General features: G+C 45.3%; 19 protein-coding genes. 14 read left to right on the forward strand and 5 right to left on the reverse strand.

Going from position 1 to position 24,257, the window contains the following annotated elements:
- Positions 1-26: 26 nt before the first annotated feature.
- The gene (locus AB4Z50_RS24105) at positions 27-2,099 is read right to left on the reverse strand and encodes a right-handed parallel beta-helix repeat-containing protein (protein ID WP_441882945.1); all 2,073 of its coding nucleotides are present in this window, start codon (positions 2,097-2,099) and stop codon (positions 27-29) included.
- A 203-nt stretch (positions 2,100-2,302) separates the two neighbouring features.
- On the opposite strand from AB4Z50_RS24105, the gene galA reads away from it, so the two are divergent.
- The 3 genes from galA to AB4Z50_RS24120 all read left to right on the forward strand — a co-directional run bounded on the left by galA (position 2,303) and on the right by AB4Z50_RS24120 (position 10,668).
- Positions 2,303-4,666 carry a beta-galactosidase GalA gene (galA, locus tag AB4Z50_RS24110; RefSeq protein ID WP_441882947.1) on the forward strand — a complete coding sequence of 788 codons (2,364 nt, stop codon included), beginning with the start codon at positions 2,303-2,305 and terminating at the stop codon, positions 4,664-4,666.
- A gap of 55 nt (positions 4,667-4,721) precedes the next feature.
- Positions 4,722-6,983, forward strand: coding sequence for a hypothetical protein (locus AB4Z50_RS24115; RefSeq protein ID WP_441882949.1), 2,262 nt, complete (start codon positions 4,722-4,724; stop codon positions 6,981-6,983).
- A gap of 298 nt (positions 6,984-7,281) precedes the next feature.
- The gene (locus AB4Z50_RS24120; RefSeq protein ID WP_441882951.1) at positions 7,282-10,668 is read left to right on the forward strand and encodes an NPCBM/NEW2 domain-containing protein; all 3,387 of its coding nucleotides are present in this window, start codon (positions 7,282-7,284) and stop codon (positions 10,666-10,668) included.
- A 69-nt stretch (positions 10,669-10,737) separates the two neighbouring features.
- Here AB4Z50_RS24120 and AB4Z50_RS24125 read toward each other — a convergent pair whose 3' ends face one another.
- Positions 10,738-11,445: a TerC family protein gene (locus tag AB4Z50_RS24125; protein WP_441882953.1), complete on the reverse strand. Its 708-nt coding sequence runs from the start codon at positions 11,443-11,445 to the stop codon at positions 10,738-10,740.
- A gap of 140 nt (positions 11,446-11,585) precedes the next feature.
- On the opposite strand from AB4Z50_RS24125, the gene AB4Z50_RS24130 reads away from it, so the two are divergent.
- The 7 genes from AB4Z50_RS24130 to AB4Z50_RS24160 all read left to right on the forward strand — a co-directional run bounded on the left by AB4Z50_RS24130 (position 11,586) and on the right by AB4Z50_RS24160 (position 16,931).
- Positions 11,586-12,248: a TerC family protein gene (locus AB4Z50_RS24130; RefSeq protein WP_441882955.1), complete on the forward strand. Its 663-nt coding sequence runs from the start codon at positions 11,586-11,588 to the stop codon at positions 12,246-12,248.
- 168 nt (positions 12,249-12,416) lie between these two features.
- Positions 12,417-12,899: a hypothetical protein gene (locus AB4Z50_RS24135; RefSeq protein WP_054027942.1), complete on the forward strand. Its 483-nt coding sequence runs from the start codon at positions 12,417-12,419 to the stop codon at positions 12,897-12,899.
- 39 nt (positions 12,900-12,938) lie between these two features.
- Positions 12,939-14,780, forward strand: coding sequence for a translational GTPase TypA (typA, locus tag AB4Z50_RS24140; RefSeq protein WP_441882957.1), 1,842 nt, complete (start codon positions 12,939-12,941; stop codon positions 14,778-14,780).
- A 179-nt stretch (positions 14,781-14,959) separates the two neighbouring features.
- Entirely contained in the window at positions 14,960-15,271 is a 312-nt protein-coding gene (locus AB4Z50_RS24145) for a YlaH-like family protein (RefSeq protein ID WP_076268136.1), read from the forward strand.
- Positions 15,268-15,540: a hypothetical protein gene (locus AB4Z50_RS24150; RefSeq protein WP_430060796.1), complete on the forward strand. Its 273-nt coding sequence runs from the start codon at positions 15,268-15,270 to the stop codon at positions 15,538-15,540. Before AB4Z50_RS24145 ends, AB4Z50_RS24150 begins: the two co-directional genes overlap by 4 nt.
- Before the next feature lie 17 nt (positions 15,541-15,557).
- Positions 15,558-16,607, forward strand: coding sequence for an LCP family protein (locus AB4Z50_RS24155; protein WP_441882960.1), 1,050 nt, complete (start codon positions 15,558-15,560; stop codon positions 16,605-16,607).
- Positions 16,608-16,688: 81 nt separating this feature from the next.
- The gene (locus tag AB4Z50_RS24160; RefSeq protein WP_441882962.1) at positions 16,689-16,931 is read left to right on the forward strand and encodes a hypothetical protein; all 243 of its coding nucleotides are present in this window, start codon (positions 16,689-16,691) and stop codon (positions 16,929-16,931) included.
- Between the two features lie 39 nt (positions 16,932-16,970).
- Here the strand turns inward: AB4Z50_RS24160 and AB4Z50_RS24165 are convergent, their stop codons facing one another.
- Positions 16,971-17,507 (reverse strand): YhcN/YlaJ family sporulation lipoprotein, encoded by a 537-nt coding sequence (locus AB4Z50_RS24165; RefSeq protein ID WP_441882964.1) that lies wholly within the window; start codon positions 17,505-17,507, stop codon positions 16,971-16,973.
- Positions 17,508-17,625: 118 nt separating this feature from the next.
- Between AB4Z50_RS24165 and AB4Z50_RS24170 the strand changes: the two genes are divergently transcribed.
- Complete coding sequence (locus AB4Z50_RS24170; protein WP_076268141.1) at positions 17,626-18,957, forward strand: PhoH family protein; 1,332 nt, start codon at positions 17,626-17,628, stop codon at positions 18,955-18,957.
- Between the two features lie 122 nt (positions 18,958-19,079).
- A complete protein-coding gene (locus AB4Z50_RS24175; RefSeq protein ID WP_441882966.1) occupies positions 19,080-20,369 on the forward strand; it encodes an ABC transporter substrate-binding protein in 1,290 nt (429 codons plus the stop codon).
- A 74-nt stretch (positions 20,370-20,443) separates the two neighbouring features.
- On the opposite strand, the gene AB4Z50_RS24180 is transcribed toward AB4Z50_RS24175, so the two are convergent.
- Positions 20,444-21,550: a coiled-coil domain-containing protein gene (locus AB4Z50_RS24180; RefSeq protein WP_441882968.1), complete on the reverse strand. Its 1,107-nt coding sequence runs from the start codon at positions 21,548-21,550 to the stop codon at positions 20,444-20,446.
- Positions 21,551-21,614: 64 nt separating this feature from the next.
- On the opposite strand from AB4Z50_RS24180, the gene AB4Z50_RS24185 reads away from it, so the two are divergent.
- The gene (locus AB4Z50_RS24185) at positions 21,615-22,781 is read left to right on the forward strand and encodes a class I SAM-dependent methyltransferase (RefSeq protein ID WP_441882970.1); all 1,167 of its coding nucleotides are present in this window, start codon (positions 21,615-21,617) and stop codon (positions 22,779-22,781) included.
- 185 nt (positions 22,782-22,966) lie between these two features.
- Here AB4Z50_RS24185 and AB4Z50_RS24190 read toward each other — a convergent pair whose 3' ends face one another.
- Positions 22,967-23,203 (reverse strand): DUF2626 domain-containing protein, encoded by a 237-nt coding sequence (locus AB4Z50_RS24190; RefSeq protein ID WP_053375484.1) that lies wholly within the window; start codon positions 23,201-23,203, stop codon positions 22,967-22,969.
- A gap of 276 nt (positions 23,204-23,479) precedes the next feature.
- Between AB4Z50_RS24190 and AB4Z50_RS24195 the strand changes: the two genes are divergently transcribed.
- Positions 23,480-24,130, forward strand: coding sequence for an RsfA family transcriptional regulator (locus AB4Z50_RS24195; protein ID WP_441882972.1), 651 nt, complete (start codon positions 23,480-23,482; stop codon positions 24,128-24,130).
- Positions 24,131-24,257 lie beyond the last annotated feature (127 nt).

Raw genomic sequence — 24,257 nt, forward strand, 5'->3', positions numbered from 1 at the left:
TCCAAGCCTCCCTATTATGATCCTGATTATTTGGGTCCGATTTTCTCGAACTCGATATCGCTCCACCCTAGCTGATAAGCAGGCGAGCTTGAATGCAGGCGGTAATCGCCATCCTTAGCACACTGGAACAGTGGCTCCCCGTGAATGGTATGTTTATCGTATTTGCCTTGAGCGAGCAATCGCCACTGCTCCCAGCTGTACTCCTGTCTTCCAAGGGCATCATCTCCGCTTGCGAGGAGTGGGAGACTACCTGCTATTATGCATGGTTTATTGTTCATCCAATAAAGATTACGGTCGGAGGAGCTGAACCGTTCATCGCTATAATTAACAAAATAATATAAATATCCTGAATTGTATATGATATTGCTGCATATTTCGATATGCTTGTTTTCTTCATCAGCCATTTCCTGAGAGCCGATTGCCGAGATCGCATCAGGATTAGCAACAAGCAGATTGTTTTTTATGCGATTGCCGATTCCTTTCGAGAAAATAAGCATCCACAGCTTGCCTTCGCCAGTGCTGTAAAGAGAGGTGATTATGTTGTTCGTAACTGTAAAATCATCGGCTGCATCATCCAAATAAATGCCAAACCCAAAAGAAAAATGAATGCCGCTGTCATGGAGATAGTTGCTATGAATGACATTGCCTCTCCCAACACCCCATGCTTCAATCAAACCTCCATCTTGACTGTCTGTCATCACTTTAGAGATATCATTATAAGCAATAAAGTTGCTTCTGCTGTGAAGGAAATCCCAATGATTTTCCCAAGTGACGGGAATTCCGTAAAGTTTAGAGGGCATCGTTTTATGGCGAAGACCCTTCAAGGAAATGCCGTATCTTGGCATGTTGGCAATCAAATTGTTCGTAATCTCATTGTTTCCGCTCTGGTAGAGCAGGATGCCGCAGCCATGTCCAACGAGCTCGCCGCCATGCTCGATCCGATTGTTCTTAATCTTGTGATAACTATTTGTATAAGAGGCTAAAGGGCTTGTGAATGGACCAGTTCCCGGTGCAAAACCATTCAAACTAATGCCGATGTAGCCGAAATGTTGGATGTCATTGCTATCTATCGTTATGTCATATGTGTAGTGGTCCAAATAAATGCCGCAGCTTCCGGACTGTTCCAGCTTACAGGAGGTAACTTGGATATGCCTCGCATGGTTGATATAGATTAAGCCCTCGCGGTGTTCGGCTTGCTCGACATTATCATCCATCATGCGATATTCGCGAAAAAAATCGGTGCACGCAAAAGTCAGTCCTGTAAAGCTAATATTTTGCACGGGTTCATGCGGGCTTTCCCCGTTAATTTCAAGCAGACGTTTAATTGTTGGCGCAATAATAGTCTGTTCATTTGGATCTGACACGTCATCGGAAACATAGTAGTAAAGCGTGCTAGAGGCCTTATCAAGATGAAATTGACCAGGCGCTTGGAGGAAGTCGAGCGAACCTTGTATATAGTACCTCGAACCTGCTCCAATGGGCCATGTGGCGTCACTTTCGAATAGCAATTGCTGGCGCTCTGCATGATTGGAGGCGACTGGCTTTGTTTCCGTGAACCAATTCCATTCTCCCTCACCTGGCCAGACGAAAAGCTGAGTCCCTGTCAAATCATAATGAGAGGGCAAGTCTTCGCTGCGATAGTGAATGCCTTGTTTATTATTCTGTTCATCATCATGAACAGAGGGCTTCTCGGTCTCAAAATAACCAGTGGCTGGAAGCCGAGCTTGATGAATTCGATGTCCGTCAGCATAAAGGGTAAGGAAGTGCATGCCGCACTCCAGCTTAGCGATCCAAACCTTTCCTTTATATGGCGTCCAACCTGTAATTTGTTTGCCGCCAGCAATTGTGGCTCTCTCACCCGGATAGCTGGTGTACTGAACATGGCAGCGGTCTCTGCTGGAATCTCTATTATCAAAACGAAGCGGGGCATCTAGTTCATAAAGGCCACCTCGCAGAAAAATCGAAATGTCATGACTCATTCCGTTTTTGATTTGTTTACGTACTTCTTCCTGCGCTCTCTGTATCGTCAGGAATGGATCATCCAAGCTTCCGATTGCGTTATCGTTACCATTTGGTGCTACATAATAATTGGTAATCATTTTTTTAAGACCCCCTTGTAGGAACTGTACAATATAGTTATAAAACCGAAGTCCTATTTGTTGCAAGGGCTTTCAAATAAAGTACACTTAATCGTTTTTTTCACAGTAGACTGCTGTCAAATCCCGTGTTAACTTAACCTTCGATCGATCGCAAAAGAGGATCATGGCCATTGCAGTGAAGCTTTTGAATGGAGGAGAAGGCGATGACATTAATAGAAAGAAGCAGAGAAAGCTTTGATGAAAACTGGTTTTTTCACAAAGGTGATATTCACATTCCTTATGCAGTTAAAGGCGGAATGACAGGCGGCCTAACGGATTGCGCCAAGCGGGAGGAAGGGGAATGGCTGGATATTGCCTATGTAGATAAGGAGGCGCAGCAGGCTCAAGAGGGCTGGGAAGCAGTTCGCTTACCGCATGATTGGTGCCCAGATGGATCTTTTATAAATGACCCTTCAATGGGCTCGCGAGCAGGCAGTCATGGCTACTTGTATACGGGCGTTGGTTTTTATCGCAAATGGTTTACTATTCCAGCTGATCAGCTGGGCAGAAAAATATCCTTATGCTTCGATGGCGTTACAGGCAGGAGCACCGTATGGGTAAACGGGCATTTGATCGGTGAACGCTTTGGCGGATATACGAGCTTTGTTTACGATATTACCGATGTACTTCGGTATGGCTCAGAAGGAGACAACATCGTACTCGTGAAGGTAGATGCAACTGATTATGAGGGCTGGTGGTATGAAGGCAGCGGCATTTACCGCCATGTATGGCTGCAATCCACGGATTCGCTCCATGTTGCTCAGTGGGGGACGTTCATTACGGCAACAGAAGTTTCCGAAAGTCATGCAGCAGTCAAAATAGAAACGAAAGTGTTGAACGAATCTGCTTCAAATCGAGCTTTTGAACTGATTACCGTTATTACAGAGCGAGCAGGCGGGCGCCAGGTTGCCGAGCAAGCTATTCGATCAAGTGTAGACGGCTTGGATGAAATAACGGTTGAGCAGAAGCTTACGATAACAGAGCCTGAACTTTGGTCTCCAGAGCACCCTTACCTGTATGCAGCTGTTACGGAGCTGTATGAAAATGGGGTTTTGATTGACCAATTCGATACCAGCTTCGGGGTTCGCACGATACATTTTGATGCTGTACGAGGATTTTTGCTAAATGGAAATGTCTATCCGATCAAAGGCACCTGTAATCATCAGGACTTCGCCGGCGTCGGCGTTGCCATGCCAAGAGCGCTTATTGCGTATAAGCTGAGCCTACTAAAGGAAATGGGCTGCAATGCATATCGAAGCGCCCATCATCCCCCATCGCCTGAACTGCTGGAACTTTGTGATGAGCTTGGCTTGCTTGTCATGGACGAGAATCGGAAGCTCGACAGCAGCTCACGAGGTATGGACGAATTGAAAAGCATGATTTTGCGTGACCGCAACCATCCATCGGTTATTCTATGGAGCTTGGAGAATGAAGAGGTTCTGGAAGGAACCGTTATGGGCGCGCGCATCTTGAAATCAATGACAGAGCTTGCGCATAAGCTCGATCCGACCAGACCGACGATGGCTGCGATGAATCATGGCTGGAGCAGCGGAGGATATGCGGAAGCTGTTGACATTGTGGGCTATAATTACGGCCACAGAGGTGCAGATGTAGATGGACGTAGAAAATATCCGAACCGCCTTATAATCGGGAGCGAATCATCAAGCTATACGACGACGAGAGGCATCTACGCAGATGATCCGAACAAGGGGTACTGCTCATCTCATGGTACGAACATTCCATCATGGGGCAGCAGTCCTGAAAAATCGTGGTCCGATGTGATGGAACATCCTTATTTGACTGGCATATTCGTTTGGACGGGCTTTGATTACAGAGGAGAGCCTACGCCGTATGAGTGGCCTTGCATTAACTCACATTTTGGCATGATGGATACCTGCGGGTTTCCGAAGGATGTTTATTATCTCATGAAAGCATTATGGACCGAAGAGCCGCTCGTTCATTTGCTTCCGCATTGGAATTGGCCGGAGCTAATCGGACAGACGATTCGAGTGACGGCATATACCAACTGCGATTCGATTGAACTATTTTTAAATGGCCGCTCGCTTGGTGAACGGGTTGTTAAGCCGCACAGAAGTCTGGACTTTGATATCGCCTATGAACCCGGTGAGCTTAAGGCAGTCGGTAAAATAGGCGGGGTTATAGCAGCAGAGGGTAAGCGAGTTACAACAGGTAAACCACATGCGATTTGGCTTGAGCCTAATCGAACAGTTATACAAGCTGATGGTCTGGATGTTGCTGCTGTCCGGGTAAGCATAGTGGATGAGAACGGAAATGTAGTGCCTTACGCAGACTCTCATGTAGATTTCTATGTGGAAGGATCAGGTGCGCTGATCGGTGTAGGCAATGGCAATCCAAGCAGCCATGAATCAGATAAAGCAAGCAGCAGAAGAGCATTTAACGGCCTCGCCCTCGCGCTATTGCAAGCAGGAGCGGATGCGGGCAGCATAACGCTGAAGGCTATCTCCGCCGGGTTGCAGTCTGCAGATGCAATCATTGAGGTCAGCTAGTCACTAAACTAGTCAGATCTTAATTGTAAGAGAGCGAGAGAAGGAGGGAGGCCAGATGTCAAATATGGGATTACCACTGGAATTGGATGACCTAAAGCTTACAGGCCATATCACAAGGTACAGCAATGCAGAACCGCTTGAAGATTGTGATGTTGTATGGAACGGGGGGAAAGGAAAAGCTGCAACTGCAGCTGGAGCGGAATGGATAGTAAAGCTCGAAACGAAAGGGTTTATTGACCATTCAGCGGGGCTGGAGCTTAATGCTGAGTTCCAATCGGTCGGTTATTCAGAGCAGTCGGCTGTGTCACTAGCGTTTCACTATAGCAAATGGTCGGAGAAAAACTATGTACTTGTACCTGGTGCTGTATATGCCGGCAATCGATTTGGCGTGCGTGAGCTTCCTTATGCCCCATGCTGGAGTAAGCTTAGCGACCAAGGTCCTGAAGTACCAACGCTGATTACGGATGTACCGCGGTTATCGATAGACGCAGGCAACCATTCAGCCTTTCATTTGCTGACGGGCGATGCAGCTGTGCCTGCTGTTGGCATTGCAGATGAAAGCTCGGGCATAGGCTGGTTGTTTATAACAGAACAAGCGACTGCACTTGGGAATACTTCGATGCATGTCGAGGAGAGTGAAGATCGTAGGGCTGCTAAGATTTCATTTCAAGCGCCCGGCGTTAGAGCTAAGCTGAAATATGAAATGGCGACAACGAAAGTGCCGAGCACAGATAAGGGGTATGATTTCAAGCCGGGAGATAAAGTGACGCTGAGATTTCGGGTATATCGTTTCCCATGCACACGAATTAACGAGTTATTTCATTATTTTGCGATTGTAAGGCAGAGTGGTCAGCCTAAGACAACTCTAGGTGCTAGCTTGCCTTTCTCCGCTGCTTGGGAAATTCAAGAGCGGAAATACAATGCGATGAATTGGAATGATCAGCTCAGTTATTATGCGGTAGGGACGATCGATATGAAGCATCAGGATTGGCAAATCGGCTGGGTTGGCGGCGGCATGTCAAGCTATGCGCTGCTGCTTGAAGGCAATGGGCTTTCGGTGCAGCGTGCGTTAAGCACGCTTTCGTTTATGTTCAGCAGTCAGACCGAGTCAGGATTCTTTCATGGCGTATGCTACAAGGGGCAATGGTACGGCGATGAGTTCAACGACGACCCGAATCGGAACGCTCCCGAGCAGTGGCATATTTTACGCAAGAGTGCGGATGCTTTGTATTTTATGATGAAACATTTCATTGCTTTGAAGCATATTCGACCTGAATTCGTTATACCTGAGCCGTGGATTGAAGGTGCAAAGCGGCTTGCCGATGCGTTTGTTAGACTGTGGAATAATTATGGCCAATTCGGCCAATGGGTCCATACCGGTACAGGAGATATTCTAGTTGGCGGTTCAGCGGGTGCAGGCATAGCCCCAGCGGGACTCGCTCTATGCGGTGCTTATTTTGGAGAGGAAGCTTATATTGAAGCAGCTAAACAATCGGCGGACCATTTCTACAACGAGTTTACCTTACAGGGTATTACAACAGGTGGACCAGGCGAAATATTGCAATGTCCGGACAGCGAATCTGCTTTTGCTCTGCTCGAGTCCTATATCGTTCTTTATGAAGAGATCGGCGACCGCATATGGCTCTCGCGTGCGGAGGAAGCGGCTTTGCAGTGTATGACCTGGTGCGTTTCCTATGACTATCAGTTTCCGGCAGGATCAACCTTTGAGAAGCTTGGCATACGAACGACGGGTTCGGTTATTGCCAATGTTCAGAACAAGCATAGCGCCCCAGGAATATGTACTTTATCCGGCGATTCATTGTTCAAGCTATACCGTGCTACGGGAAATGAGCAGTATATAGAGCTGCTAAGAGAGATTGCTGGGAACTTGCCGCAATACTTATCGCGTGAGGAACGGCCGGTTAAAGGCTGGGATGAATTGAACATGCCTCCTGGTTATATGAGTGAGCGAGTAAACATGAGCGATTGGGAGGGAGCAGCCTGCGTCGGCGAGGTTATTCCTTATTCCTGCTGGTGCGAGGTAGCGTTAATGTTATCCTATACAGAGCTTCCGGGCATTTATGTAAATAAGAAGACAGAACTGGTTATCGTAATCGATCAGGTAGATTGCCGCCTTCAGAGAAGTGTGGATGGCCGTTTATTGCTAACCATAATCAATAATACAAACTACCCCGCGCGGGTAAAGCTATTCGTTGAGGAAGAGGATGCTAGTTTCAATCCTTTAGGACAATGCGCTTCCATCTCGTGGCCGCGAATCAAGTTAAATGCAGGCGAAACGATTCAAATGCCGCTGTAAAAATACAAATAGATCCCATCCCTATAGAAAGGGGTGGGATTTTTTCGAAATGAGCTTCTATGATCTATTCCTCTCATTCCTAGTTAATCCAGTAAACCGTAAATAATATAGTCATCTTTTGCAAGGATTATGTTATTGTACAGTTTTTTTCGTGAAGTAGATTTGACATGATAGTTGTAGAGAGAGGCAGGAGTGATACTTTGCTGTTCCATAGACAAAGGAAGGGAGGATCGTTAATGACATTAGGTCGATAGTAAGGAAGCCGCTTCACATTTGATTAAAGAGAGGATGTAAGAAGATGACCTTAAAATCAATGAAAGCTAAGCTGCTAGGTGTTTCCTTGTCTATTGCGTTGATGCTGCCGTTTGTTCCAGTACCAGAAGCATTTGCTGCAAACCTAAATGTAACCGCTTACGGAGCGAATGGAGCGGATGGCGCAGACGATAAAACGGCGTTCCAAAATGCGATTAACGCTGCAATCTCTGGTGATACCGTTTATATTCCAGCAGGGACTTATTATTTGAGCGGAACGGTTACTGGGAAATCAGGTGTTCATATTAAAGGAGAAAGCCGCGATACGACAATAATTAAGTCAACCTCGACAGGGCAAGAACGAATGTTCAGCTTTTATAATCTATCCAATGTACAAATATCTAACCTGACACTCGATGGCAACAGCAATAATACGATTTTGTCAGCGGTTGTTTCTGAGGGCGGCAGCAACAATAAGATGAGTCAATTACGCGTAAAGGATTTTACAGCCTCTGCGGGGTTTGGACCGTTTGCGCTGTATGCAATCGGCTCTCCAAATATTGAGATTAGCGACAATATCATCACAAATATTGGCGTTAACTCCGCTTGGGGCGGTGCGGTAAGAGCAGGCTGGGGCTCGAACGGCGCTCAAATTTTGAATAATACGATTCAAGATACGGGGCGAGGAGGCATTTTTGCTAATGACGGCTGTCAATACGTAGTCGTCCGAGGCAACAATATTACAGGAACGGGCCATCATACGGAGGGATTAGGCATCGAGCTTCACACCGATTGTGATTATTCCTTAATTGAGAACAACCAGGTTGACCACTGGATCAGCGCTGTGCGCTCCAAGTATATCGCAGTCCGCAATAATGTCGTTAAGGCTACAGACGGCTCTGTGGGGAATATGGGCCTTGAGGTGATGGTTGAGCATGGCGTAACGACAGGCAATCTTGTTGATGGAGGCCAGCAGGTCGGAATGCAGCAGTCGCCTGGAACGGGGTATCAATATTGGGGCTACAATACGATTCAAAATATAGTCATGTGGGGAATGCAGCTGCAAGGAGAGGGAACTGGCCAAACGGAGCAATATCAATATTTTTACAAAAATACATTTAAGGACGGTCCGCGCGACAACCCGCAAGCCGCTTATTCGGGTTATGGCGGAAATGCCGTTCGTATCCATGGCAATTCACAGAATCTGACGTTCGACAGCAATCAGATCATCAACAACGGTCGCAAGGGGATCGAGATTACAACGGCATCAGGCGTCGACCGTTTGAGCTTCATCAATAATGTAATTACAGGCAATACAGGTGAATCCATTGATCAGTATCCTGCTAGTGCAGCGAATTTGGAGTGGAGCGGCAACACCGTTAGCGGCAACGGCACGAATACGCAGCTGACAAGCCGCGGATTCTCGAATCCGAAGCCGGTGGCAAACTTTACTTCACCGGCTGCTGTTCAATTAGGCACACCAATTACGTTTACAAACAGCTCAACAGACAATGGCTCCATTTCTGAACATTTATGGGATTTCGGAGAAGGTGTACCAAGCACAACGGTAAGCCCTACCTATACGTATCAGAAAGCAGGTACCTACCGCGTTACACTCGTAGTTTGGGACAATGAAGGAAGAGCGAGCTTGAAGGAGCAAACAGTTATTGTAAATGCCGGACCGCCAGATACACAGGCGCCTAGCGCTCCAACAAACCTTGCGTCGCCTTCTAAGACAGACGTATCCGTGAACCTCACATGGTCACCATCCACGGATAATGTAGGTGTAAGCGGCTATGAAATTTATCGAGGCGGTACACTCGCAGGAACAACAACTGGTGCTGGAAGTACAGCATTCGCTGCCACGGGTCTTTCTCCAAGCACAGCCTATAGCTTCACGGTCAAAGCGAAGGATGCTGCAAATAATCTATCGGCGGCAAGCAACACGCTGAACGTGACAACGAACGCTCCTGATACGACTGCGCCTACGGTGCCAGCCAATCTGGCTTCTCCGTCCCATACGGATGTCAGCGTCAGCTTGACCTGGTCACCATCAAGTGACAATGTGGCTGTTACAGGATACGAAGTTTTCCGCGGCGGCGTATTGGCAGGAACAACTGCTGGTGTCAGTTCGACAAGTTTAACGGTAACAGGGTTGACGCCTAGCACAGCATACAGCTTTACCGTTAAAGCGAAGGACGGAGCGGGCAATCGATCTGCGGCGAGCAATACGGTCAATGTAACGACTAACGCTCCGGCAGTCAATACGTATATTAGCGACCTGACGTGGGCATCAGCTACGACGGGCTGGGGCAATGTGCAGAAGGATAAAAGCAATGAACAGCGCACGATTACTTTAAATGGCACAACATATGCCAAAGGAATCGGTACTCATGCAATCTCTGAAATCACTTATAACTTAAATGGCGGCTACTATCGGTTTCAATCCGATGTCGGAGTAGATGACGAGGTACAGGCTGTGAACAACGGCACGGTTACTTTTGAGGTATGGAAAGATGGGGTTAAGGCCTATGACAGCGGGGTTATGAATGCCAATACAGCGACAAAAAGTATTGATCTTGATGTTACGGGTGTAAACGTGCTCAAGCTTGTTGTCGGTGATGCTGGTGACGGAATCGGTTATGATCATGCAGATTGGGCCAATGCACGACTTGCATCAGCATCTGGCGGCCAAAATCCAAATCCAGGGGATACCGTATCACCTAGCGCGCCAGCTAATCTAGCATCGCCAAGCAAAACAGATTCAAGCGTTAATCTAACTTGGAGCGCATCGACAGATAATGTGGGTGTAACAGGCTACAATATCTATAATGGAAGCAATCTGTCAGGTACGACAACAGGATCAAATGCGACTTCATTTACAGTGACCGGTTTAACGGCGAGCACAGCTTACAGCTTCACGGTGAAAGCCAAAGATGCTGCAAACAATATTTCAGCCGCAAGCAATTCCCTTAACGTTACAACAAATGCGGCACCTGGCGGAGGAACCGGCACTGGAAATGGTTTGCTCGGGCAATACTTTGCTGGCGATTTTGGCAGTCTTGAGCTTGAGCGGGTAGATGCTGTTATTGACTTCGATTGGGGCGGCGATCGACCTACCGTAAATGTGCCGGGAGAGTGGTTCACGGCACGGTGGACTGGCAAAGTACAGCCTCAATACACCGAAACCTATACCTTTTATACCCATACGGACGATGGGGTTCGCTTGTGGGTAAATGGCCAGCAGCTGATTAACCAGTGGCAGTCGATGAACGGTGAACTCAGCGCGACTATATCATTAACAGCGGGAGTTAAATACGATATTAAGATGGAATATTTAGAAAATGGCGGGAATGCGCATGCCCGGTTGTCTTGGTCAAGCCCATCGCAAGCGAAGCAAATTGTTCCTAATGCACGGTTATTTTTAAACTGAGCAAAATGATTTCTAAAGCATGAGGAAAAGCCGTTGTATCGTTGCTGGATGCAACAACACAACGGCTTTTCAATGTTCTCCTTTAGTGGAATCGTTATTTAATTGTTTTGTTTTTTGTTTTTTGCCTTTATTGGTCAATAATCCAGCTGCGATTGTAAGAATAATGACTACGATAACAAAGGACCAGAAGAGGAGTTGATTCTCGAAAAATGCTTTAAACGATTTTTCATGTGTGATCATCTTCGCAGCGGTATATGCAAGAACCGCTGAGCCTAGATAAACGATCCAATTATAGCGATTGATTAGTTTGATGAATATCGTACTGCCCCATACAACGACTGGTACGCTGATGAGAAGCCCAAGAATAACGAGCAAAGTGTTCCCGTGGGCGGCGCCTGCAACTGCGATTACGTTGTCAAGTCCCATGGCCGCATCGGCAATAATGATTGTGCGTATCGACTGCCAAAGGGTATTGCCTGATTTGATGCCATCATGTGCATCATCCTGTACGAGAAGCTTGTATGCGATCCATATTAGGAGAAGTCCTCCAACAAGATTAAGCCAAGGAACATTTAGAAGCTGAACAACAAGCAAGGTGGCAATGATTCGTATGATAATCGCTCCAACCGTTCCCCATATAACGGCTTTCTTCTGCTGATCCTTAGGTAGGTTTCGTGCTGCCATCCCAATAACAATGGCGTTGTCACCAGCCAATATAAGGTCGATAAAAACGATGGTCAGCAGGGCGGAGAAAAACTCGACAGAGAATAGTTCCATAAGTCATTTCCACCTTCCATAAAAAGGAATATCTTGAAGTCTACAATAAATACGCTGCACAGTGAAGAGGGATTCAAAAATTTTTATGGACATATTCCTCACAGCTTGTTCATACAGCTGATTAGAGGGGGGTATGTAACTTGGACAGCCTTATTATATTTATCGAAATCGTCTTGATTAATGTATTGCTTAGCGGAGATAACGCCATTGTGATTGCAATGGCTAGCGGCCAACTGCCGCCAGAGCAGCGTAAACGGGCTGTATGGTGGGGTGCAATGGCTGCTGTAGGCTTAAGATGCGTGTTGACCGTCGTTGCGATTAAACTGCTTCAGGTGCCTTTTTTACAAGCCGTAGGAGCTTTGCTATTGTTCTACATAGCGGTTAAGCTGCTTGCAGAGGCAGGCGGCAATCAGGATATGCATACGGTGAAAAAAGCAAAAACGATTGGTCAAGCGATATGGACAATTGTTGTAGCCGATTTCGTTATGAGTCTTGATAATGTTCTCGCTATTGCAGCGGTAGCAGATGGAGATATTGTACTTATTTTGCTCGGAATTGCGCTCAGCATACCTATGATTATTTGGGGAAGCCAAATGCTGGGAACGCTCCTTCAAAAATTTCCTGCTCTTTCCTATATTGGGGCAGCTTTACTCGCTTATGCGGCAGGTGGAATGCTAATGCATGACCCTGGCATGAATGATTTGCTGTTTCATGGGTCAAAAACGCTTGCTGAAGCCATTCCTTTGCTCTGTGTTCCGCTTGTCATTGTGCTCGCAATTGTCAAAAAAAAGGCTGTTTTATAAGGATTATGACTCGCTCCGTTCACGCAAAATAATGCGGGACGGTTTTTTTTTTGTTAAGACCCTCGCAACGTACTGGTATTTTTGCCTCAGTTCCTATAAACTAATATAGATAAAAACTGTCGTCTTTCGTCAACATATGAGAAAGGCGCTGTAAGGAGCGGAACGCGAATGCCTAATAACAAATATTCCGCTGGAATCATTTTGCTGTTAGCCGGGGTCGTTATTTTGTTGGGCAAGTTAGGTGTATTCAGCTTTCTGGGCGCAATCTTCTGGCCGCTGCTCGTCTTAATTCCCGGCGTGCTTCTGCATGTTCTCTACTTCGGCAGATTAGTTCCGGCGGTCGTGCTCGTCCCAGGCGGAATGCTCGTCGTATATGCCCTGCTGTTTGTCGTTTGCAACCTTTTTGGATGGGATAGTATGAAATATTTGTGGCCGCTGTTTATCTTTGGAGTGGCAGCTGGTCTTTACGAATATTATTTGTTCGGTTCATCCAGACCGCGTGTTGTACTCACGGCATCGATTGCGCTTGCTGCCGCATCGGCTGTGTTTGTCATTCTTGTGCTTTTGTGGAGCTGGGGGATTTATGCGATTGCTGTTGCGTTAATTGCAGCAGGTGTTTGGATGATGCTAAGCAAACGCAAGCGTTGGTAAAAGATTTAAATAAAAAACAATTGGAGTGGATTACAAGTTATGCAAGCAAGAGAGAATTTACGGAATATCGCAATTATTGCCCACGTTGACCATGGTAAAACGACATTGGTTGACAAACTGCTACAACAATCAGGCACGTTCCGCGACCATGAAGCAGTGCAAGAGCGCGCAATGGACTCAAATGACATTGAGCGTGAACGCGGTATTACGATTTTGGCAAAAAACACAGCAATCAATTACAAAGACTATTTGATCAACATTGTTGATACACCTGGACATGCTGATTTCGGCGGCGAAGTTGAGCGTATCATGAAAATGGTTGACGGCGTTCTTTTGGTTGTTGATGCATTTGAAGGCTGTATGCCGCAAACGAAATTCGTTTTGCGCAAAGCGCTTGAGTCAAACCAAACGCCAATCGTTGTCGTTAACAAAATTGACCGTCCAAATGCAAGACCTCAAGAAGTTGTAGATGAGGTTCTTGACCTGTTTATTGAACTTGGTGCAAATGACGCTCAACTTGAGTTCCCAGTAGTTTATGCATCYGCATTGATGGGTACTTCAAGTCTTGACCCAGAAAAACAAGATGAGAACATGGAAGCACTTTACGAAACAATCGTAAGCAACATCCCGTCCCCAACTGAAGATACAGAACAGCCATTGCAATTCCTTGTAACTTTGCTTGATTACAACGAATACCTTGGCCGTATTGCCATCGGTCGTGTTAACCGCGGCATGATTAAACAAGGTCAAACCGTTGCCGTTATGACTCGTGAAGGCGGAGTTAAGCAAGCAAGAATTGAGAAACTGTTTGGTTTCGTTGGTTTGAAACGTGTTGAGATCGAAGAAGCAGGAGCGGGCGATATCGTTGCGATTGCTGGTATTCGTGAAATCAACATCGGAGAAACCATTGCTGATCCACAAAATCCAGAAGCGTTGCCGGTTCTAAAAATCGATGAGCCAACACTTCAAATGACTTTCCTCGTTAATAACAGCCCGTTTGCAGGCCGTGAAGGAAAATGGGTAACTTCCCGTAAACTTCGTGAGCGTCTATTCAAAGAGCTTGAGACAGACGTAGCCCTTCGCGTTGACGAAACAGACAGCCCAGATGCTTTTGTCGTTTCAGGTCGCGGTGAGCTTCACCTTGGTATTCTTATCGAGAACATGCGTCGTGAAGGTTTCGAGCTTCAAGTATCCAAACCTGAAGTTATCATTAAGGAAATCGATGGTTCGAAAGTAGAGCCTTACGAGCGTCTACTTATTGATTTGCCTGAAGAGAGCATGGGCGCAGTAATGGAGAGCCTAGGAACTCGTAAAGCAGAAATGATCAACATGATCAACAACGGCAATGGCCAAGTGCGTCTAGAATTCAAAATCCCTGCTCGCGGATTGATTGGTTACCGTACACAATTTTTGACGTTGACACGCGGCTACGGCATTATGAACAACGCTTTTGACAGCTATGGACCTCTAGCTGGCGCTGGTGTAGGCGGCCGTCGTCAAGGTGTTCTTGTTGCAAGTGAAAATGGTGTATCAACATTCTACGGTATGATGGGCGTAGAGGATCGCGGTATTCAGTTCTTGGAGCCAGGTACAGAAATTTATGAAGGTATGATCGTTGGCGAGCACACTCGCGAGAACGACATCATCGTAAACATCTGTAAAGTAAAACAACTGAACAACATTCGTTCAGCAGGTAAAGACGATACCGTAACATTGAAGAGCCCGCGTCTATTCTCACTTGAGCAAGCGCTTGAGTACTTGAATGATGATGAGTATTGTGAAATTACACCGAAGACGATTCGTCTTCGCAAGAAAATTTTGAACAAAAGCGAGCGCGAACGTGCGGACAAAAACCGTAAAAATGCGCAAGCAAGCGTGTAAGATTAGTTTTCTAAATGAACGTAAGGTTTTGCTCTGCAAAGCCTTACGTTTTCTTTAAAATATAAGTGGGATTATAAGTTGCTTAACTTATAATCCCACTTATATTTCACAGTGTTATGCGTACTGTGCAACTAAAGCACGGCGAAAGCCGTTTACAATGAATGAGGGAGGAATACGATATGCAAGCATGGCTAAGCGATCATAAGCTAGTCTCTTATTTAATCATTCTGGGTTTTACGATATACATATTCAATAAAGTATTTCGTGCACAGCAGAAGCTTCCGTTATTTAAAGAAATTTTAGTGTATGCATTGATTGCCTTCGGCTCTTTCGTTCTAATGATTTTGCAGGTGGACAAGCTGCCAATCATTCAATGTATGGGAGTAGCCGTTCTTATGATGCTTATGCTCCGTGGTCGTCAATTGTACGACAAATGGAAGGGCAACAAACCAAATGACAGTCAATCTCCAAATGCGGAATCCGGCAAATGAAGTTCGAGGACGCACTATTCAACTGGCTTCAAATCAAGCTGGTTGCTGATGCTCGTCCCGATGACAATGCAGCATTTGAGACACTAACGTTTTTTGAGCAAATATTGACAGAGGATCATGGGTTGACGGAATTTGTAATTACGAAGACCGATGATACGATGGTTCATGTGAAATACGAGAAGGATGGCCGTACCAAACTTCAGCTTTATCCTCGTGAGCTGGGTGAACAGCTCTTGACGGATATTGAATCCAATCCCAAATACAACTGAACTTGAAGGTGGATCATATGAGTAAAGGATCAACAGCATTACCACCAAGAACGGGCTCTCGTCCACCGGCAAAACCAAAAAAGCAGAAGCCGCGAAAAAAACGTTCGGCAATGAAAATCTTTTTTGCATTGCTATTTTCAATACTTCTGATCGTAGCAGCGGGTTTAACTTATTTGGTCTTGCAAGCGGATAAAGCCATTGATGAAATTTCATCGCCAGTTGATGAAGAGGTCGTTATACCGCCTGGAGAAGCTGTAAATGAGAAGGCAGTTGCCATGCTTCTTATGGGAATCGATGCTCGTGCTCATGGAGGAGGTTTGAATACAGACGTTATGATGGTCGCTGTATTTAATCCGAATTCGAAGAGCGCTACTATCGTTACCATTCCTCGGGATACTAACATTGATATCGAAGGATACCGAGCTCGCAAAGCCAATAGCTTTTATGCTGATTTCTATATGAATGCGCTCAATAAGAAGAAATTAAGCAAAGAAGCAGCTTATGCGGATGCGAAGCAAGAAGTGCGGAATGTTATGAGTAAGCTGTTCGACATCGACATTAAATACTCTGCAGTCATTAATTTCCAAGGATTCGCAGATGTTGTTGATGCGCTTGGCGGCGTGACAGTGGATGTAGATAAGCGTATGAAATACAAGGACTCTGCTGATGGCACAAATATCGATTTGGAAGCAGGCGTTCAAACGCTAAGCGGCGAGAAAGCTTTAGACTTTGTTCGTTACCGCAAATCAAATAATGGGAAAAACATGTCAAGCGACTTTGAGCGCAATGCTCGTCAAAGCCAAGTTATCGGAGCACTAACGGACAAGATGAAATCATTTGACGGCGTTACGAAGATTGGGTCCGTCATGCAAGCAGTCGGCAAAAACTTGACGCTGGATATGCCTTCCAAAGAAATTAAAAATATGATGACTACTTATTTGGGTTTAAGCCGCAATGATATTACATTCATCCCTCTTGAAGGAACTTGGAGAAGTCCTTATGTTTATATGGACGAAGAGAAGCTGAAGGAAGCTCGGGCTGCACTCCAAGCAAAAATGGCTGAATAACCGTAGACTATAGCTAATATTATAGCTATAATAAATCTACAGAGGCCATTTTTGAAATCTGTTCAGAAGGAGGTCATGCGAATGACCAATACCGTATCCTTAGTATCCGAGCTACCGATCGAAGTTTTGCATAAGCAATCTATCGTTCTAATGCACAGAATTGATGCGGTTTCTGACGGACTGGCCTTGAACTTTTCTGGTGGGCTCAGTGCGAACGACGACGTCGTAAGCTTGTCCACTACCCTTGCGTGCGAGGAACCGAATATGAATATTGCTGCGAACACCTTTGTTGTACAGGTTCTCGCAGCTGTGAAGAAAGCCTAGTGATAGCTCACTAGGCTTTTTGTGTCTTCAGGGATGCCTTTACAATTTCTTATTCATTTTTGGAGCTTGTTTCTCGAGTTCCTGAGGGATGACATCACGCGGCATTTGTGGAATTACTCTGCCGATAATATCGGCCATCTCCTCGGCAAAGCCGGATATCGGTTTGCCACGTCTAATATCGGCGCCGATTTCATTGATTCTCTGGGACATATCGATATCTGCAGTCACGAGTGCATCTATACCGTATGGATCTTTACGGAATGCTTCGGCTACGGCATATTTGATTGTACCGACTCTAGAACGCTCCATCTTGGCGTCTACATCGATGCCAACAATTGCAGTATTCCCGAACACGACACAGTGCGCGTTCGTAACTCCGTCAATTCCTTTGGCCAACTGCTCCAGATGTACCGCAACCTGTTCCGAGTTTTTAATTTCTTTTTTCCTTGGCTCGGTTTGCTGCGTATGGACACGGCCATCATTTCGTGGAGAGGGTGATGTTTCATTACGTGCGACGGTGCTGCAACCTGTCGCAACAATCGCAACAATGATCGCAGAAGTAAGCCATTTGTACATGTTTGACACCTCTTTTTCTCGATGAATAGCTGATAGTCACCTGTCCGCCATAGTTTACCCGCAGCAGCGATATGCTATGTATGGCCTCTAATGAATATCCAACACCGGGAGGGTTCTCATGAAAAAAATATTCGTGCTCGATACAAATGTGCTGCTTCATGATCCGCAAGCGATTTTTGCTTTCGATGATAATGAAGTCATAATTCCCGCGGTTGTGTTGGAAGAAATTGATTCAAAGAAGAGGTTGGCTGATGAATTAGGACGAAATGCGCGTTCGATCTCGCGTCTGCTCGATAAGATGAGAGAAATAGGCCACTTGCATGAAGGGATTGAACTACCTAGCGGCGGCTTGCTCAAGGTAGAATTAAATCACCGCAGCTTCATGCGAGTACAAGAAATGTTTGGGGAAATGTCCAACGATAATCGGATTTTGGCGGTTGCGCTGAATTACCATATAGAACAGGAAAATGAGCCGGAGAAACAAAGTATCGTATTAGTTAGCAAGGATGTACTCGTTCGTATCAAAGCTGATGTTCTAGGCTTGCAGGCTCAAGATTATTTATCTGATCGGGTTGTTGTTTCGTCGGAGTTTTATTCGGGCTATATGACGCTTTATGTTCATCCTGCAGTCATAGACGAGTTTTACACTTATCGCTTCCTTACAGTTAACAACATGCACCTAAATATTCGTCTAAATCCGAATGAATTTGTGATTTTGCGTGATGAAATGGGAACCTCGAAGTCAGCGCTGCTGAAGGTTAGCCAAGACGGGGCAAGGCTTGAGCCTTTATTTTTAAGCAATGATCCGGTTTGGGGAATAACCGCTCGCAATGCTCAGCAGCGCATGGCGCTTGAGCTGCTTCTAAATGACGACGTACCGCTCGTGACGCTTACCGGCAAGGCTGGTACGGGTAAGACGCTTCTCGCGCTGGCAGCGGGTCTTCTGAAGACGGAGGATGAGCATAAATACAAGAAGCTGCTAATCGCAAGGCCTGTCGTACCTATGGGGAAAGATATCGGATATTTGCCAGGCGAGAAGGAAGAGAAGCTGCGGCCATGGATGCAGCCGATTTATGATAATTTGGAGTATTTGTTCGATACGAAAAAATCAGGCGACATTGATAAAATATTGATGGGAATGGGCAGCATTCAGGTCGAGGCTTTAACTTATATTCGCGGCCGATCTATTCCCGGACAATTCATTATTATTGATGAAGCACAGAACCTCACGAAACATGAGGTGAAAACGATTGTTTCGAGGGTTGGTGAAGGAAGTAAAATCGTTCTTATGGGAGATCCCGAGCAAATAGATCACCCTTATCTGGATTCGATCAGCAATGGTTTGACCCATATTGTGGAGCGCTTTAAAGCAGAAGGCATCAGCGGCCATATGACGCTTGAGAAAGGCGAACGCTCCAAACTAGCCCAATTGGCAGCGGATTTACTATAACGACTGTGCCCCTCTCTGGAGAGGGGCTTTTTTTATTTGCAAAAATATAAGGTTTTTTGGACAAAAAAACAAATTATTGTTATCCTATTTTTAGTAGATTTAAGGATGAAAGGAAGAAGGCTGTGACTCCCAGAAAATACGTGCTGGTTTTATTCGGCACATTACTGTTAGCAGCATTATTACTTATCCCATTCTCACGAAATGCAAACCCTGCAAGTACTGGAAAACCTGACGGGAAAACAAATGTTCAACCCGCTCCCGGTACTCTTGTTGTTGATCAGCTGTCTGACATTACTGTAAGCGTTTCCTTGCCGAACACACAATATCAACAGCTGCAGGAATTAAATCGGAATTTTATGATGAAATATCCTCATATTCAAGTTGAACTTTCAAATGAGCCGAATAAGGAAAGAGCATACGATCTGTGGACGCTTCAGAGCCAGCAGAGAGAAGCCGCAGATATTATGCTGTTAGATAATGGATGGGTTAGATCATTTGCTGTACGAGGGTTTCTAAAGCCTGCAGACAGCATGATGACAGGTGACACGCTCACCGATCAAATGACAGGATTACTCGATTCGCTCAGATGGAACGGTTATTTATGGGGCGTACCAAAGGACTTAAACCCGTATATCATCGTTTGGAACTCTGCACTGCTTAAGGAGACAGGTCTGAAGGAGCCGCCTTCTGACTTTGCTTCCTTTCAAGCCGCCGCTTCAAAAATGATCGAGCTTCATCCGCAAGCAAGTATTGTAAACTGGAGTGCAGGCGATTTGCAGCAGCAGCTAACTTGGTTAGCAGCGTTTCAAACGAAACCAGCCAACTTGTTGAAAATACTTCCGCTGAGTGAGCAGCAGACTCAACAGCTGGAATGGTTTCAACAAATGGAAGTGAATTTGAGCAGAATCGATGTGGATGCAATCAATCAATTAGCAGAGGAGTTTCAAAATAATAATCTGTTTGCAGCTGTAATTCCTTGGAATCAATACGAGCGTTTCAATGAGGATTTGCGAATGAAATTAACGATTGATCGTGAGCAAGTCCATTATCCATGGTTGAATGGACGAAGCTACGCGATCTCCTCCAACAGCGATGAAGAAGAGGAAGCGATGCTTTGGATTGGGGAAATGACCGAAATAATGAATCAACAGATGACCTATGACCGTTTTGGCTTTTTACCTGCAAGATCATCATTATATTCGTTTAACAGCACCCTTCAAAGCGAGCAAATTCATATCCCGCCTGCTTGGTGGAAAAATGCGCTGAACACTAAGCTTGCAGATGAAGATCTCCCAATTTCAGATCCCATTTGGCCTGAGAAATGGCGTCAAAGGGAGAAGCTATGGGGAATGTTTTCCGATGGCAATTTTCGATTGGCTGATTATATGAAGTCGCTTGCCGCTTTAGAGTAAAATGAAAACAGCCGGCCTCATTTTGCAATGATGGCAGGCTGTTTTTTTGCTTGATAGATGAATGATGACAGCAGCTATAACTTTAGGCTGAGCTTGATGGTCAGTTCTCCGTCTTTCATTTCAACAGCATTCGCTTTAAGAAACGAAACAATTAAATCAGGATAAAAGCCGAGATCGAATTCCTTCTCGAGCGCACTGCGTGTCGTGTCAGGAAGGGAGAAGCCATTAAATATGAGTTCATCGACATGAAATAGGATGGCGTTTTTGGGATCATTTTCGATCGTGTAGTGACCGCTGATTTTTATTTCCATGTTGTCGCGTTTTCCTTGAGCAATGACCTTGTCATCAATGAATTCAAAAGAGAAATGATTGAAGATTTCATTTTGCTCGCGAAGGAATGTATTTAAATCATCTTCGGGCACGCGAATGGTGTATTGAAAACCTTTTATTTCGAGCAGCTGCTTATTTTCTTGTACCCAGCTTGGCAGCTTCTGCATAGCCTTCGAGAGTGCTCGGAAATATTGTTTCACTTCAGCTATTCCTGCTGTTTCCCAGTAAGAAGTAAGCTCCTTCATCAAAATGCGTATGCGATCGGCATCTGATCTGCCAGCTAGCTGCTCGTCAAGCTGCTTCTCAAGCGCAACTACGCGCTCTCTCTGCGTTTTGAGCTGTTGTTCAATCGTATTGAGCTCATTCTGCCTCGCTTCAAGCTTCTCGTAACCCACTTTAACTTTCTTGTATTGCTCGACATATGTATTCAAGGTATGCTTGTCATGAGTAAGTATAATTTCGGCATAATCCAGCATTTGAAACAACTCCGATAATGAATCGAACGATAAAAGAGCGCTAAGCAAAAAATCTCGTTCTCCCATATAGTAAGCGCGCAGCACATTTCCTGCTTCTTCTTGCTTGTCCGCTATTTGCTGTTCTTGTATGAGCAGCTGCTTCTCCGTGTCCGTCATCGTCAGCATGAGCTGCTGCTTCTTTTCTTGTATGCGGATGATTTCTTTATCGATTTCCACGACAGACAAGCTTTTCTCAAGCAGTGCATGCATATCCGCCTCATCAGCCGGCAGAGGCTCAGCCCAAGCGGGAAGCCGAAACAGGAACAAGAAGATGAGTAGCATCGAAGTGGCTGCGATAGAAAATCGATTGCGCCTGGCTGGCAATGTCAACGGCATCGTCCCTCCTCAGCATTCATTTTATGCGGCAATCCATTCTATTATATCTTACAATTGGAAAAGGATGAACCTTATGATGATGGAAAACGAGCTCGCAGCCTCAATTGCGGAAAAAATAGTAGGTGCAAAAACGTATGGCAAGTTTGTAGATGAAGATGGAGGCTGGAGTTCAGTCAAATGCATCTCTTTTTTTCAATATATGCAGGCATGTCTATATGATCCGCAATATGGTTATTACCGTTCAGGGCCAATTAGAGTGGGCAAGGAGGGTGATTTTTATACGAGCTCAGGCATTGGGCAGGTGCTTGCTGAAGTTCTAGCGAAATATGCGCTGGACTACGCGGCATTAGTGGATCAACCGCTAAAACTGATCGAGTGGGGAGCAGGAACGGGGCGATTGTCTGCTCAAATTGCGGCTGCAGGTTGTGAGCGAGACTTGGATTGGAAAAGAAAAATGCAGCCAATTCTAATTGAGGATCAACCTGCGCATGCTGAGGCAGCCCGGCATGCCTTTGCAGATTTAAGCTTATCGGGTGAAGAACCGCTGCTGCTTTCATCATCTGATGATGCTTGGGGGGAAACCTGGCTTAAGCAGCCAACGATTGTGCTCGCAAACGAGCTGTTTGATGCTTTTCCCGTACACCGTGTGCAGCTAGTGAATGGAGAGCTGATGGAGTTAGGCGTTGCTTATCATGATGAGCGTGGCTTCGTTGAGGTTCAAATGCCGCTTACCGATAATCGGATTACAAATTGGCTTAATCGGGATCATATTCAATTGCTTGAAGGGCAGCAAACGGAGGTGCATGCTGGAGCAGTCGATTTCCTTAATAAGCTTGGAGCCGTGATGACTAGCGGACGTGTCGTCATTATTGATTATGGGCATAAAGCGGAGGAATATGCGGCGGAGCACCGGATGCTTGGTACACTTATGTGTTATTCGCGGCATCAGACGAATATCAATCCGTATAGTCGAATCGGAGAGCAGGATATCACTTCACATGTCCCCTTTACCTTTATACATCATTCCGCTGAAGAAAGCGGATTTCAAGTAGCAGGCTATATGACACAAAAACAATTTTTAATTGAGCACGGCGTAATGGATATGCTTCAAAATCACAACAGCACTGACCCTTTCAGCAAAGAGGCGCGAAGGAATAGAGCGATTAGGCAGCTGCTGCTAAGCGATCAGATGAGTGAGACGTTTAAGGTGATGGTTTTGGAAAAAGGATGAATGATATACAAAAAAAGTGTCAGCCCTAAAGGGGCTGACACTTTTTTGTTTAAGGAAAAGAACTCATATGTACTCTTGTTTGTTCTTACCTTAAGCGCATAACGAACCATTATCATTTAGGATAATGGCTGTTCTTTCATGGCTTTGATTAAAGCTTGCCTTAGCGTATTTCGCTGACGCCTTTGTTAGAACGGCAAGTCCATCTTGAAGACCGACCAATACGTGAAACCCACGAATGAAATGATCATATATCCCCAGAACATTACAATGTAAGTTCTTTCGGAGAAATTCAAGTAGCCTAGAAATACGAAAGCAACGGCTTGTGCAAAAAACAATAGCGCAAATTCCGTCATATGGCCTGCGAAAGCCATAAGTCCGATTACCAGGGTCCAAAAGCCAAGTACCCGATACATACGTGCCATGATAACATCCCCCTTTCGCTGCGACCCGATTTTCTAATGATCATTATAACGTTTGGTGTAATAAGTGTAAACCAAAATACGTGAAGAAATCGCAAATTTTTTGTTTGCATCTAATTAACTCCTGTTGACTTAGATATAGTTTGCTCAAATATAAGAGCTAACATGTATGAGTAATTGAAAATTTGGTTATACAAATTAGTATCCAATAGATTCTATGAACTCTACCAAGGGCATAGAGATAAAGTAAGCGCCTTTACGTTAGGAGGTTTTTGTTGCATGACAGCAGTTAGACAAGATGCGTGGAGTCCGGACGATGATTTAATTCTCGCCGAGGTTACACTACGCCATATTCGCGAAGGTAGTACTCAGCTTGCAGCATTTGAAGAAGTGGGCGAACGAATTGGGCGTACATCCGCAGCATGCGGATTCCGCTGGAACAGTTGCGTTCGCAAAAGGTATGAGGATGCAATACAAATCGCTAAGCAGCAGCGCCAGAAGCGTAATTATTTAAAAAAACAAACGATTATCGCAACGCCGCATGTTTCATCGATTGCCGTTTTTGAAACGGAAGAACGTGGATTCAAGCAAGAGAGTGGTGCAATCGAGGAAAGTTTATCGGTAGATGCTGTTATTCGTTTTCTCCGTGGATGGAAGACGACCTATCAGGATTTAACCCGCCAACTCAAATGGTATGAGAAGGAACTGAAAGAAAAAGAGGAAGAGCTATACCGTTTGCGTGATCAGAATGAGAGATTGTCCAAAGAGGTTAACAATGTTCAAACGGATTACCGTGCTGTGAACGACGATTACAAGACACTTATTCAAATTATGGATCGTGCAAGAAGGCTTACCGTTTTAACGAATGRCGATGAAGCTAAGCCGAGATTCAAGATGGATGCTAATGGAAATTTGGAACGGATTGAATAGGTTATAATGCGTAAATAAGAGGAGCTGGCCATTATATGGCCGGCTTCTTTTTCTTTTTCGCTTTTTTTATAGAAGAGTCTAGTCGGCTAAACTTGTATCAGTTGCAATATTTTCGGAAAATTTGATA

Source organism: Paenibacillus sp. 2TAB26, from assembly GCF_052115145.1.
Lineage (GTDB): Bacteria > Bacillota > Bacilli > Paenibacillales > Paenibacillaceae > Pristimantibacillus.